The 12,524-nt window shown below is 45.1% G+C and carries 14 protein-coding genes and 1 other RNA gene; 11 read left to right on the top strand and 4 right to left on the bottom strand.

Annotated elements, in window-relative coordinates:
- Positions 1-9: 9 nt before the first annotated feature.
- From ACYTXU_RS11390 to zapB, 4 genes are all read right to left on the bottom strand, one after another.
- Entirely contained in the window at positions 10-648 is a 639-nt protein-coding gene (locus tag ACYTXU_RS11390; RefSeq protein ID WP_462206902.1) for a 5-formyltetrahydrofolate cyclo-ligase, read from the bottom strand.
- Between the two features lie 11 nt (positions 649-659).
- Positions 660-839, bottom strand: a non-coding RNA gene (ssrS, locus tag ACYTXU_RS11385) — 6S RNA.
- Between the two features lie 154 nt (positions 840-993).
- Positions 994-1,320: a cell division protein ZapA gene (locus ACYTXU_RS11380; protein WP_462206901.1), complete on the bottom strand. Its 327-nt coding sequence runs from the start codon at positions 1,318-1,320 to the stop codon at positions 994-996.
- 26 nt (positions 1,321-1,346) lie between these two features.
- The gene (zapB, locus tag ACYTXU_RS11375) at positions 1,347-1,544 is read right to left on the bottom strand and encodes a cell division protein ZapB (protein ID WP_015781483.1); all 198 of its coding nucleotides are present in this window, start codon (positions 1,542-1,544) and stop codon (positions 1,347-1,349) included.
- Between the two features lie 197 nt (positions 1,545-1,741).
- On the opposite strand from zapB, the gene ACYTXU_RS11370 reads away from it, so the two are divergent.
- The 11 genes from ACYTXU_RS11370 (at position 1,742) to arsN2 (ending at position 12,494) form a co-directional block, all read left to right on the top strand.
- Positions 1,742-2,293 carry a UPF0149 family protein gene (locus ACYTXU_RS11370; RefSeq protein WP_462206900.1) on the top strand — a complete coding sequence of 184 codons (552 nt, stop codon included), beginning with the start codon at positions 1,742-1,744 and terminating at the stop codon, positions 2,291-2,293.
- Between the two features lie 35 nt (positions 2,294-2,328).
- Positions 2,329-3,636 (top strand): Xaa-Pro aminopeptidase, encoded by a 1,308-nt coding sequence (gene pepP / locus ACYTXU_RS11365; protein ID WP_462206899.1) that lies wholly within the window; start codon positions 2,329-2,331, stop codon positions 3,634-3,636.
- 43 nt (positions 3,637-3,679) lie between these two features.
- A complete protein-coding gene (ubiH, locus tag ACYTXU_RS11360) occupies positions 3,680-4,918 on the top strand; it encodes a 2-octaprenyl-6-methoxyphenyl hydroxylase (RefSeq protein ID WP_462206898.1) in 1,239 nt (412 codons plus the stop codon).
- The gene (locus ACYTXU_RS11355) at positions 4,908-5,864 is read left to right on the top strand and encodes a hypothetical protein (RefSeq protein WP_462206897.1); all 957 of its coding nucleotides are present in this window, start codon (positions 4,908-4,910) and stop codon (positions 5,862-5,864) included. The genes ubiH and ACYTXU_RS11355 overlap by 11 nt, the downstream gene beginning before the upstream one ends.
- Before the next feature lie 28 nt (positions 5,865-5,892).
- Entirely contained in the window at positions 5,893-6,732 is an 840-nt protein-coding gene (locus tag ACYTXU_RS11350) for a hypothetical protein (protein ID WP_462206896.1), read from the top strand.
- Positions 6,719-7,912 (top strand): UbiH/UbiF/VisC/COQ6 family ubiquinone biosynthesis hydroxylase, encoded by a 1,194-nt coding sequence (locus ACYTXU_RS11345; RefSeq protein ID WP_462206895.1) that lies wholly within the window; start codon positions 6,719-6,721, stop codon positions 7,910-7,912. The genes ACYTXU_RS11350 and ACYTXU_RS11345 overlap by 14 nt, the downstream gene beginning before the upstream one ends.
- Before the next feature lie 21 nt (positions 7,913-7,933).
- On the top strand, positions 7,934-8,410 hold the full coding sequence (locus ACYTXU_RS11340) for a hypothetical protein (RefSeq protein WP_462206894.1): 477 nt from the start codon (positions 7,934-7,936) through the stop codon (positions 8,408-8,410).
- A complete protein-coding gene (locus ACYTXU_RS11335; protein WP_462206893.1) occupies positions 8,410-8,700 on the top strand; it encodes an antibiotic biosynthesis monooxygenase family protein in 291 nt (96 codons plus the stop codon). The genes ACYTXU_RS11340 and ACYTXU_RS11335 overlap by 1 nt, the downstream gene beginning before the upstream one ends.
- Positions 8,701-9,169: 469 nt before the next feature.
- Entirely contained in the window at positions 9,170-10,249 is a 1,080-nt protein-coding gene (locus ACYTXU_RS11330) for an extracellular solute-binding protein (protein WP_462206892.1), read from the top strand.
- 20 nt (positions 10,250-10,269) lie between these two features.
- Positions 10,270-11,916, top strand: a complete 1,647-nt coding sequence (locus tag ACYTXU_RS11325; protein WP_462206891.1) for an ABC transporter permease — start codon at positions 10,270-10,272, stop codon at positions 11,914-11,916.
- A 92-nt stretch (positions 11,917-12,008) separates the two neighbouring features.
- Complete coding sequence (arsN2, locus tag ACYTXU_RS11320; RefSeq protein ID WP_462206890.1) at positions 12,009-12,494, top strand: arsenic resistance N-acetyltransferase ArsN2; 486 nt, start codon at positions 12,009-12,011, stop codon at positions 12,492-12,494.
- The last annotated feature ends 30 nt before the right edge of the window (positions 12,495-12,524 follow it).

Here is a 12,524-nt window from a genome sequence, read left to right as displayed (position 1 = left end):
AATTGTTAGTTAAGGCTTAGGGGTAAGGATTGTTTTTATGAGCGCTTTCGGTTTGCGGTCAAATACGCGGTAGTTGCTGGGGGTGATGACGGCGTCCATTTGGATATCCCATTTTTCTTGTGGGATGTCGCGTACCTGTTGTAGGTTGTAGGCAAGGCCGATGAGTTTGGGTTGTTCGTGCTTAGGGATGTTGGCAAGTACTGTGTCGTAATAGCCACCGCCCATGCCGAGACGATTACCCTTCAGGTCGAAAGCGACCAGTGGCATAAAGATAGTATCGAGCTCACTGGGGCGAACGGCTTTGCTGATGGCGGCGGTTGGTTCCAGTAAGCCAAAGGCTCCTTCCTTGACCGACTCTTTGCCGGTATAGGGCAAAAACCACATGCCGCGCTTTTTATTGGGATAAATTTTAGGGACGTAGCATTTTTTACCTAGTTTTAGCGCATATTCAATCATTGGCATACAACTGATTTCGCCACGAGTTGGCAGGTAAAAGGCGATAGAGTGGTGATCTTCAATGAGTTTGGCTTCGGAGGCATGACCGAGGAGGGCTAGAGCTGCTCGCTCCATAAAGGGTTTGGTCAGCGTTAAGCGTTCATGCTTAATTCTGGTTCTAAGATAATGTTTTTGTGCAACTGCTTCGTTCATTGCGTCTAAAATAAAACCCCGGACTGCCGTTGTAGGTAATAGCCCATGAACCCAGAGGTTCAGGGGGGAGTCCATGTAGAAGATCAGGCTTTCCGGTCGAAGCGGACTTGCGCAACACTTCCATTGAGGAGTCCCAAGTAAAGTATTATCGGCTCGAGGACGGTCGCTACTGACGAACAGCCCAGGAAGATCTATTGTAACATAGACCTTGACCGATGTTTCAAGTTTAGCTGGGTCCTTCCGGGCGTCAGTTGGCGAAAAGGCGCTAACTGTCTGACACTTTCAACAAAAGTTAAAAGTGAAGTGGCGTTCCTGCTCGATTGAGAATGCTATTTATATTTTATGTTAAGAGTTTGTAAGTTCTATCTGCTCACTGTGTTTTAGAGCCTGGTCAATTTTTTGACTCATATGGCTGAGTCTTTGCTCTATATCTTGTGCTTGATCACTATCCAGTGCTGGCGTATTGATTAATTCATAGCTTAAGTTCAAGGCTGCCATAACAGCAATTCGCTCAAGACCAAGCACCTTGCCCGCTTCGCGAATTTCTTTCATTCGTTTGTCCAAAAAGCTTGCCGCCTGCAAAAGCTTCTGATGTTCGCTTTCAGGACTAGCAACCTGGAACTCTTTCCCCAAAATAGTAATGTTTATGGGTGTAACTTTTGGTTTTGCCATATTGTTATAAAAACCTTAAATGCGATCTACATCGACTTCAGTCGAGAGATCATAATATCAATCTGCTTGCGTGCAGTTTCATTTTTGCTATGCAGGCGATCACGCTCATTACGCAACTCGTTGATCTGTTGTCGTAACTGATTATTCTCAAGATTGATCTTCTCGAAGCGCGCTAACAAGGCGTTGATCTTATCTTCTAGCTTCTCTAATTGACCTTGTGTCATAGTGAGTTACCCGATTTTGTTAAAGCACACTATAAAGTTAAGCTGGTTTTTGGTCAATGTTTAATCAGCTCGACTTGTGATGCCGCTACCACCTTTTTTGCTAATAAATGCAGGGCAAGAGTGTTGGGTTTTAACCGTTTAGCGGGTTAAACTATGGGCCTGCAACCGAAATTACAAGATGAAAAGCGTTTAACTTAATGAATTATTTACAAATTAACGAGTTCTGCCAAAATTTTTTGCCCGACTTGTCCGGTGCTGAATTGGCCGGAATGTTGCATGGGCTGGTGGGTCATGGCTTTGTGCCTGAAGCGGGCCGTTGGCCACAGCAAATGAGCGACTTTTTAGCCAATGGCGAGCCGCTTGGCCGAGAAGCAGAAGATATACTTGAGCAAATTATAGCCTTTACTCAAAAAGACTATCAGCCAGACTCCTTTTCTATTGACCTTCTAATACCCGAAGATGAATCACCCATTGACCAGCGAGCTCAGGCATTAGGCGAGTGGTGTCAGGGCTACTTGACCGGCTACGGCTTAATTAAACAGGAAAAAGAATTGGATGATGATGCTAAAGAAGCATTAAGAGACATGAGTGAAATCGCCAAAATTGATATTTCTATTGAGGATGGTAGTTCAGAAGAGCTAGAGTCAGCTTATGTGACGATTTCTGAGCATGTGAAGATGTCCGCGCAAATCATTTTTCAATCTAATAAAGCTGTGCCTGTAAAGCCACAAAATAAAAACATTCATTAGCCCTCCCGGATTCATTTGGACAAACAGGATACTTGATGCAAGCAATCAATTTTGCCGCCCGACGAAAAAAACTGATGCAATGGATGGGACCTAATTCTATTGCGATTTTGCCATCGGCCACTGAAAAGGTACGTAGTCATGATGTGCATTATCCCTTTCGCCAGGATAACGATTTCTGGTATTTGACCGGCTTTAACGAACCGGAGTCGGTGGCAGTGCTGATTCCAGGGCGTAAGCACGGTGAGTTTATTCTGTTTAATCGGGAAAAGGATGTTACTCAGGAAATCTGGCATGGTAAGCGTCTGGGGCAGGAGGGCGTTGTTGAGCAGCTGGGCGCGGACGATGCTTTTCCGATTTCGGACATTGACGACATTTTGCCGGGCCTGATGGAAGGCAAGGAGCGGATTTATTTCGCTTTTGGTGCCCACCCTGAGTTCGATCAACATATTATGGACTGGCGCAGCCAGCTGCAGTCACAGTCGGTTCGTGGCTCGGAGCCGCCCGGGGAGTTGGTTGATTTGCGTCATCATCTACATGATATGCGATTGATAAAATCATCTGCTGAAATTCAGCGCCTGCGCCACGCGGCAAAAACTGCCGCCAAAGCGCATTGTGAGTTGATGAAAGCCTGTGAGCCAGACAAGACAGAAATGCAGATGGAAGCGGTTTTGCACTATCATTATGTGCAAGGCGGCTGTCGCTTTCCAGCTTACCCTTCGATTGTGGCTGGTGGCGATAACGCTAATATTCTGCATTATGTGGAAAATGGTGATGTGCTTAATGATGGTGACTTATTATTAGTAGATGCCGGTTGTGAGTTTGAGCATTATGCTTCGGATATTACGCGTACTATTCCTGTTAATGGGCAATACTCCAAGGAGCAGGCTCTACTGTACGATCTTGTGCTGGAAGCGCAGTTAGCAGCCATTGAAATGATCAAGCCCGGCAATCATTGGGCGCAAATCCATGATAAAGCAGTTGAGGTCATTACTAAGGGATTGGTTGAACTGAAAATATTGAAAGGTGGTGTCAAAGATCTCATTAAACGCGGCGCTTACCGTGATTTTTTTATGCATAAAACGGGTCACTGGATTGGCTTGGATGTGCATGATGTTGGTGATTATCAGGTGCATGGCCAACCGCGAGTGCTGGAGCCTGGCATGGTTTTAACGGTAGAACCGGCGCTTTATATCGCACAAGATAATACCAAAGCGGCAAAAAAGTGGCGCGGCATTGGTATTCGAATTGAAGATGATGTGGTAGTGACTCGTGATGGTTATGACATCCTGTCAAAAGATGTGCCTAAAAAACGCGAAGAAATTGAAAGTCTGATGGCCAAATAAAGCAGATAAGCGAGAATATCTAAAAGGTGAAACAGTATCTGAAATGAAACAGTATCCGGTGGTGATTATTGGCGGCGGTATGGCTGGAGCCAGTTTGGCTTTGGCGTTGGCTAATGCGGGTATTGAAAATGCTGTATTTGAAGCATTTGCACCGGAGTCAAACGCTCAGCCGGGTTTTGATGACCGAACGGTGGCGCTCTCTGCGGCATCGCTGAACATTTTAAAAAAGCTCGGACTGGAAAAAGATCTTTATTCGGTATCGGCACCGATCAAGACCATTCATGTCTCCGATCAGGGGCATTGTGGCTTTGCTCGAATTGATGCAGACGAGTGTGGTGTAGCAGCCTTGGGTGCGGTGATTGAAAACTGGCAATTGGGGCAGACGCTGAATCAGGCGATTAGCAAACAAGCTTTAATTGACTATCATGCGCCGGCTAAGGTCATTGATATTGAGCAAGCAGAAAATTACGCCACCCTGCGCATTGAATTGAAAGATGGCACGCAAGAAGTTAAAGCAGGGTTAGTGGTGTTGGCTGACGGTGCGCGTTCGCCTTTACGGCAGCAGTTGCATATTGATGCTCAAGTGAATGATTATCAGAAGTCGGCCATTATCTGTAACCTGACCACGCAACTACCCCATCAAAACTGCGCTTATGAGCGTTTCACCCAAGATGGGCCTTTGGCATTGCTACCCTTAACTAAAAATCGAATGGCGCTGGTCTGGTCGAAGCCTTCAAAAGAGGCGCAGGCGCTGGTGGAGCTGGATGAGGCTGAGTTTGCTCAACAGCTGGAAGAAGCCTTCGGTGCGCGTCTTGGCAAGATTACCAAAGTCGGTGCGAGAAAATCATTTCCACTGATTCAACTCAAAGCTGAAACCCTTTTTCGCGGTCGCTGCGTTTTAATAGGTAACGCAGCTCAATCTTTGCATCCCATCGCTGGGCAAGGTTTTAATCTGGGCCTGCGTGATGTGGCGGAATTAACCGAGATATTGGCATCTGTAAAAGAGCTTGTTGCAGACAGTGGTGAATCATTAACGCAGCAACTGGGTGCTTATCAGGTGTTAAGACAATACCAAGAGAGCAGGCAGTCAGATCGAGAACAAACTTTATGGGTGACGGAGTCTTTAGCCCGTCTTTTCAGTAATCCCTGGTTGCCAATGTCGATAGCCCGAAATCTATTGTTGAAAGCAATGGATGTTGCGCCGATGGGAAAAGGCATCTTTGCCAATCAGGCGATGGGATTTGGATTTAATAATAGTCAAATGGCGAGTCATGAAGAATAAAATTATTATCTTATTAATGTTTGTTTTGGTTGTGGTTCTCGTCATTATCAGTTGGCAGACCTTATCAGAAGACAATGGCAATAAGCTTGGCGAGGAAGATATTGAGAGTGCTCAGCAGCAAACGGTTAACACACCAAAAATAAACAAACAAAGCGAGCAACTACAACAAGAAGAGCGGGTACAGGGGAGCAAGACAGAAGATGCTCAAACACAAACTGCAGTCGAAGAGGCTTCCCGGGAGACGGAAGTTACTGAGCCTGAATTGTGTGACCTGGTGGAAACTTATGACGACTGGCAAAAAACATCATCAGGATACAACTCACAAAAGCTGATCGATGATATCCGGGGCTGGGGTAATACTCGTGGTTACTTTGAAATGGAGTATAACGGTAGTGGCATGGAGATCAAAAAGACTTCAGATTATGACTACTATGAAACGGATGATTTAAAACAGATGGCAGACGCAGGCGATCCTATAGCGAATGTTAAGTTGGCTTACCGACTATTCCTGGAAGGCGATCCTGGCTCATTAGAAGAAGCACAGCCATATTGTGAAAGAGCGATTGTGGATGGATATTCTGCGATGCATCGTTGTAAAGTCTCGTTTCTCCATCATTTATTGGCGAATCATGAAAATTCAGAAGAACCTGAGGTGGAGCGAATTGAGGAGCTTCACATTGAAGTGCAAGCATGGCAGAAAATGTATGAGCTTAGAAAAGATCCGCTCGGAGAGCTTTTTACCACTCCGCTTATGTCTGCGGTAGAGGGTGTTGAGATTAGTGATGAAGAGGTCGAGGCAAAAGCGCAGGCGCTTTATGCTGACTTAGTTGCACAACGAAATAATTTAGGGCTAGGGGCTTTCGATAGCAAGCCAGCGCCAGACATTATTGTTTATGCGGTGGAACATAATATTCAGGAAGATGCGGTTGCCAAGTGCTTTGAATAGAGCATTGTATAATGAGATGAAACATCAGATGACAGTACAACAAATCATACACAGTTTCAGATTTGCCATAAGCGGGATAATGCTCTGCCTGTGTTCGACAGTGGCAGATGCCAGGCATACTCCCCCGAATGCTAGCGAAAAGACCGAAACTGTTTCATCTGAGCTGTGCAGCGAAGTTGAACGTTATGATGACTGGCAGCTTTATCATGATCTCTGGGTCTCTGAAGCTTTTGATTATGAGCGATATCAATGGAAAGTCAGCAAGGGCTATCTGGTAAAAGATTCGAAGTTTTATCAGACAACAGATTACGATGAGTTTTCAACCGAAACTCTGAGGCAATTGGCTCAGGACGGCGATAAAGCGGCCAATTTAGAACTGGCACAACGTAATTATTACTTTCTCGGTGGAAATCTTAGCGATGCAGAACAATACTGTTATATAGCACTAGCAGATGGCTTCAGTGCCATGACCAGCTGCATGATCAGTAGTTATGGAGAGAAAGTGGTTAAACAAATGGCTAAAGATCAAGGAGAGCCATCGCAGAAGCAATTGCGATTAAGATTAAAACTGCTTGGCTGGATAGAAGTGACTAAAGATGTCGATGATATTTTTGCTCAGCGATTTGCAGGGATTTTAAAGCCAGGTTATCAACGCGATGATATTACTGATGCCATGATCGAGGCTGCTGCTCAAAAGATTCGTATGGAACTTGAGTTGGCACGCCAGAAACGACAGCATTACAAAGAAACATTATACGCTGATGTCGAGCAAAAGATGCCTGAGCTATGGCGTCTTCTGGAGCAAAACAAACTCGAAGAGCAGGTCATTAACGGCTGTTTTGAGGAAGATCAGTATGCCAAACAGTAATCCAGATTATGATTTGATTATTGTCGGCGGCGGCATGGTTGGCCTGGCGCTTGCTGCCCGTCTGGCACAAACACAACTTAAGATTGCCATTATAGATCCCAAGCCTGTCGCTATGAGCTGGGATAAAACAGAATATGATTTGCGAGTCAGCGCCATAACTCGGGCCAGCCAGCAGTTGCTTGATGAGATTGGTGCCTGGAGTTTGATCGAGCAGGATGAGAAAACCGGTTATTGCAGAATGTATGTGTGGGACGGTGAAGCCAGTCGTGGCAATATTGAGTTTGATGCAAAGCTGTTGGCTGAGCCAAACCTGGGATATATCATCGAAAACCGTGTTCTGCGTCGAAGCCTGTTTCAAGCCATAAAATCTTATCGAAATATTGATTTTCTATCGCCACAAAAATGTGTCCAGGTGTCGTATCAGTCGGAGCAGGCGATTATCGAGCTTGCTGATGGTAAAAGTATTTCGGCGAAATTACTGGTAGCTGCCGATGGTGCCATGTCCTGGCTGAGAAAAAAAAGTGGTATAGATATCCAGCAAAAGCCTTATGGCCATAAAGCCATTGTAGCCACCATCAAAACTGAAAAGCCGCATCAAGAAACCGCATGGCAACGCTTTGACCATAATGGGCCATTAGCTTTTCTACCTTTAACTGATCAACATTATTGTTCAATCGTCTGGTCAGTCAAAAGCGACTATGCCGAGCAACTGATGGCCTTAAAAGATAAAGAGTTTTTGCAGCGACTGGGACAGACATTTGAATACACGCTGGGGCAATGTCTGGAAACCAGTCAGCGAGTAGCATTCCCATTAATAGAGCGTACTGCCGAATGCCTGGTCAAAGATCGAATCGCATTGATTGGCGATGCAGCGCATACTATTCATCCTTTAGCTGGGCAGGGTGTTAACCTCGGCTTCAGCGATGTTGAAGAGCTAGCGCAGACCATTGAAAAAAACCTTGGAAAACAACAGGACATCGGCCTAAAAAGAAATCTTCGCCCTTACGAGCGAGCGCGTAAAGGCGAGATATTTATGATGCAAAAAGCCATGCAGGGATTTAAAGTATTATTTGAGCAGGAAATCCCTTTAATACAAATGACTCGGAGCTATGGACTGGCGCTAACCAATCAGCATCCATTACTGAAACAACAGCTGATTAAACAGGCGATGGGGCTCTAGTGAAAAACCAATGAGGCTATAATGAAACATATAATAACAGTCATAATCCTAATTTTTTCAATGAATCTTACTGGGGCAGAGTTAAGCCCAGTAACTGATATTAAACCCCTGGTTTCAGAAAAGAAGCAGCTCCAAAGGTTAACCTTTACTGGGGAATGGGTTTCGGTTCAAAAAACCCAAAGTGGTGCGACAAGAAAAGCCACTATCAGGAGAGCGCCTAATGGCACTTATGTCATTGATTTTGAGTTTTACTCTGAAAATGATGATTTAATATATAGCCGAAAAGAATTTGGTATGTGGGGAGTGTCCGGCGGGATCTACTTCACTATATATCAGGGCTGGTTTGAAAATGATGAGCCTGTATATTCGAATCCAGTGGACGCAAATAATTATGATACTTATAAATTATTAAAAGTCTCTAAGAATGAATTGACCTATCAAAACCTTTCTTCAGGAAATACTTTTACATACACAAAACTCAAAGAAGAAACTGAATAATGTTCGTCGTAATTTTTAAAGCAAAAGTTCGTCAATTCGATGATGAGTATTCACAAACCGCACAACGCATGCGTGAACTGGCTTTAACAGAATTTGGCTGTCTCGAGTTTAACGCCGTCACCGAAGGTGATTTGGAAATTGCATTATCCTACTGGCCATCAGAAGAACATATCAGAGCCTGGAAACAACATACTGAACACCTAGCCGCACAAAAACTCGGCAAACAACGCTGGTATGAATCTTACTCAGTGGAAGTTGTAGAAGTAAAAAGGTCTTATAAGTCAGCCTAAAATTTACTTCACATTATTCTGTTTAACGAAATTAGACGGTTTGCACCAAGAACCCCCCTTAGAGTTAGCTGAGAGAAGAAAAGTTATAGGGCAAATTGGAAGGCGACCAAAGGAAGTGCCCTCGGGTAACGCCCAATTTAGCCACTTCGAAACAGGACGTTTCGTATTGGCGGCGCGTTTATAACTTTTATGAGCGAGGGTAGTCCGAAGGACCTAACGACTGGGGCGTCTTTTCTTTTCGCCCTTTTCTTTGGAGAGTGACTGACAGGAATGCCTCGGGTACAAAGAAAAGGGCAATAAAGAAGAGTTAAAGTTTGGCGAGAAGAGGAGAATGTAAGGAGGAACTCTTGATCCACATCATCCCTACACATCTTAAACCTGAAATAATACCCTCCACCTATTGCAATACTTAATGATAATAATTATCATTTGCGGACTTCTCACGAATTCTATAACTGGTGTTATGATTATGAAGAAAACATGGCTTAGCGGCTTGTCGGCAACTGCATTATTGGTATTGAGTGCTTGTTCTGACGAGTCTGCACAATCAAATGAAACTAAAGCCCAATCTCAAGAATCGCAAGCTGTCACACAATCTCAGGATAATAATAAAGAAATCGTGGTTTACACCTCGCGCAAGGAGCATCTGGTTAAGCCTTTCTTTGAGCAATTCACAGCCGAAACCGGCATTGAAGTAAATTACATCACCGACAGCGAAGCTGCTTTGATCAGCCGCTTGAAGGCTGAGGGTGAGCGTACACCGGCGGATGTGTTGATGACTGTGGATGCGGGAAATTTGTGGCTGGCAACTGAAGAAGGTGTATTACAGCCTATCGAGTCACAAGCGTTAGAAGCCGTTATCCCAGAGAGCTTACAGGATCCACAGAACCACTGGTTTGGTTTGACTGTTCGTGCCCGTACCATGGTCTACAGTACCGAACGTGTTAACCCCGAAGACTTAAGTACCTATGAGGCTTTGGGTGAAGAGCAATGGAATGACCGCTTATGTTTGCGTACTTCGAAAAAGGTTTATAACCAGTCATTGGTTGCTATGTTAATTGCTCGCTATGGTGAAGAAAAGACACAGCAAATCGTTGAAAGCTGGGTTGCTAATTTAGCCACTGATCCTTTCTCAAATGATACTAAAGTAATGAATGCTATTACTGCCGGTGTTTGTGATGTGGGTATAGTAAATACTTACTACTTTGGTCGTTTGCAAAAAGAGACCCCTGACCTGCCTCTGGCTTTATTCTGGCCTGATCAAACCGACGAAGGGTACGGTGTGCATGTCAATGTTTCTGGCGCGGGGATCACAAAGCATTCTGATAACGAACAAAATGCGCTAAAATTGATCGAGTGGTTGGCTAGCGAAGACGCACAGCAAATGTTTGCCGGTTTGAATATGGAATATCCGGCCAATCGAAATGTTGAGCCAACTGAAGAAGTTGCTGCCTGGGGTGAGTTTAAAGCGGATAGCACCAACTTATCCAAAGCCGGTGAATTACAGCCTGCTGCCGTTAAATTAATGGATCGCGCAGGTTATCGATAAATGCAGAAAAGTTAATTATATTGACCGACAATACTGATCAACAGCACTCGCAGAACGCCAGCTCTAAAGGCTGGCGTTTTGGCGTTTTGAAGAAAGTGGATGGCTTTTTGCTATGGGCTATTCTGTTGATCTGTTTATTGCCACTGTTACCACTGCTGTTTTCCTGGTTCGATCTTGAGCCAGAGTTGTGGCAACACCTGTGGGATACACAAATCCCGCAATTGTTAAGCAATACCTTCTGGCTCGTTTTGTTAGTGGGCACCGGCAGTTTCCTGATCGGCGTATCGCTGGCCTGGCTGATTGTGATGCATGACTTTCCTGGGCGTTCGATTCTGCAATGGGGCTTAATGCTACCACTGGCGATCCCTCCTTATATTCTGGCCTTTACCCTGCTTGGTTTTACCGATTACGAAGGGCCTTTACAGTATGTGCTGGAGTCGGTAGGGCTTGGTATTGCCTGGTTACCTGATACGCGAAATGTGTTCGGCGTGGCCTTAATCTTCACTCTGTCACTTTACCCCTACGTTTATTTGCTGATGCGAAGCGCCCTGCAGCGTAAGGGCCGCACCAGTTATGAAAGTGCTAGAACGCTAGGCTATAGTCGTGCTAAAGCTTTTTGGAGATTGGTGATTCCACTGACCAGGCCAGCCTGGATTGCAGGTTTAGGTTTAGTCTTGATGGAAACTCTGGCCGATTTTGGTGCAGTAGCTATTTTTAACTTTGATACCTTCACGACGGCGATTTATAAATCCTGGTATGGTTTTTTCAGCGCAAGCACAGCGGCCCAACTGGCCTGTATTTTGCTATTGTTTGTTGCTTTGTCGGTGCTGGTGGAAAAATGGGGACGTGGTCAAAGTCGCTATGAACAGACGGGTATCGCTCTGAAAGAATATCGCCAACCGCTGATCGGCTGGTGGGGTGTCTTGGTACAAATTTTTGCCTGGTCGGTATTCGCGTTTGGTTTTGTGTTGCCGGTTATTCAGCTATTGGTGTGGGCAATTAAAACTTATGAGCGTCACACCGATGGAACCCTGGTGTTGTTAAGCCATACCATGATCCTAGCAATTGTCGCTGCACTGATAACTTTAATGGTAGCAGCCATTATGGTGTGGGCTAAGCGCAACAAGGAGTCTACAGGTCGCAACTTAGCCATTGAATTTTCGCAATTAGGCTATGCGCTGCCCGGCACTGTATTGGCAGTAGGCATCATGATGGCTTTGAACTGGATCGATGGTGGCATTGCCAGTTTATTTGGCATTAAAGGCCAATGGTTGGCCAGTGGTCTGTTTGCATTGATTCTGGCTTACATTATCCGTTTCTTGCGCATTGGCTATGGCCCAGTGGCCAGTTCTATGTCACAAATTAAGCCGAGTGTAGTAGAGGCGGCAGCCAGCCTTGGCGCCAATCAGAAAGAGCGCTTCTGGCGCGTCTATATTCCATTATTGCGCCCAGGTGTGTTTACCGCCTTGTTGCTGATATTCGTCGAAGTAATGAAAGAGTTACCGGCAACCTTAATGTTGCGCCCCTTTGGTTGGGACACTTTAGCAGTGCGCATCTATGAATTAACTTCCGAAGGCGAGTGGGAAGTGGCCGCTTTGCCTGCGGTATTATTAGTCGCGGTTGGAATCCTGCCGGTAATATATCTGATCAGGAAAAGTGAATCTTAGTATTGATAGTTGCTGAAATTTATTTCTAAAAATTACTGACAGGCGTAAAATTAGTACAGTCTTCCCCTTATTTGGCTCATCAGTGACACACCATGTATAAACTTTCCTCTGGCTCGGTCGCCTACAATTCTGCTGTGGAAACATTGCTAAAAGCAACGCAATTACCCGTTGATGATTTGCAGGACAGCGAATATCAAAAAGGAGTTCAGCTGTTTACGTTGCAGCAAGATGAACAAATCATTGGAGTTGTCGGCATAGAGCTACATGGTGACAGCGCCTTGGTTCGCTCATTGGCTGTGGCTGAAAGTGAGCGTGGACAGGGTTTGGGAGTACTCTTGTTGAAACATGCAGAAGAAGCAGCACAGATATTGGGTGTGAAGGATCTGTATTTACTGACCACCACAGCTACCGACTTTTTCAGTAGAATGGGCTACGTGCTAATGGATCGAGCAAGCGCTCCAGAACCGATTGCTCAGTCGAAACAGTTCGCTGGAATTTGCCCTTCCTCAGCGGCCTTTATGTGTAAACAATTGGCTTTGTCTCTAAGTACAGCCAATCATACAATAAGCAAGGCATAATCAAAGGTTATTTAGCCCTATAATTCTAGT

This window comes from Kangiella sp. M94 (assembly GCF_054926195.1).
Note: the sequence above shows the minus strand (reverse complement) of the source record. Positions and strands in the feature narration are given on the sequence as shown.

What these genes read in the sequence shown, in the direction of transcription:
- ACYTXU_RS11345 (WP_462206895.1), top strand. Translation starts at nt 6,719, where the DNA reads ATGCCAAACAGTAATCCAGATTATGATTTGATTATTGTCGGCGGCGGC.
- ubiH (WP_462206898.1), top strand. Translation starts at nt 3,680, where the DNA reads ATGAAACAGTATCCGGTGGTGATTATTGGCGGCGGTATGGCTGGAGCC.
- ACYTXU_RS11380 (WP_462206901.1), bottom strand. Translation starts at nt 1,320, where the DNA reads ATGGCAAAACCAAAAGTTACACCCATAAACATTACTATTTTGGGGAAA.
- arsN2 (WP_462206890.1), top strand. Translation starts at nt 12,009, where the DNA reads ATGTATAAACTTTCCTCTGGCTCGGTCGCCTACAATTCTGCTGTGGAA.
- ACYTXU_RS11340 (WP_462206894.1), top strand. Translation starts at nt 7,934, where the DNA reads ATGAAACATATAATAACAGTCATAATCCTAATTTTTTCAATGAATCTT.
- ACYTXU_RS11390 (WP_462206902.1), bottom strand. Translation starts at nt 648, where the DNA reads ATGAACGAAGCAGTTGCACAAAAACATTATCTTAGAACCAGAATTAAG.
- ACYTXU_RS11370 (WP_462206900.1), top strand. Translation starts at nt 1,742, where the DNA reads ATGAATTATTTACAAATTAACGAGTTCTGCCAAAATTTTTTGCCCGAC.
- ACYTXU_RS11355 (WP_462206897.1), top strand. Translation starts at nt 4,908, where the DNA reads ATGAAGAATAAAATTATTATCTTATTAATGTTTGTTTTGGTTGTGGTT.
- ACYTXU_RS11335 (WP_462206893.1), top strand. Translation starts at nt 8,410, where the DNA reads ATGTTCGTCGTAATTTTTAAAGCAAAAGTTCGTCAATTCGATGATGAG.
- pepP (WP_462206899.1), top strand. Translation starts at nt 2,329, where the DNA reads ATGCAAGCAATCAATTTTGCCGCCCGACGAAAAAAACTGATGCAATGG.
- ACYTXU_RS11350 (WP_462206896.1), top strand. Translation starts at nt 5,893, where the DNA reads ATGACAGTACAACAAATCATACACAGTTTCAGATTTGCCATAAGCGGG.
- zapB (WP_015781483.1), bottom strand. Translation starts at nt 1,544, where the DNA reads ATGACACAAGGTCAATTAGAGAAGCTAGAAGATAAGATCAACGCCTTG.
- ACYTXU_RS11330 (WP_462206892.1), top strand. Translation starts at nt 9,170, where the DNA reads ATGAAGAAAACATGGCTTAGCGGCTTGTCGGCAACTGCATTATTGGTA.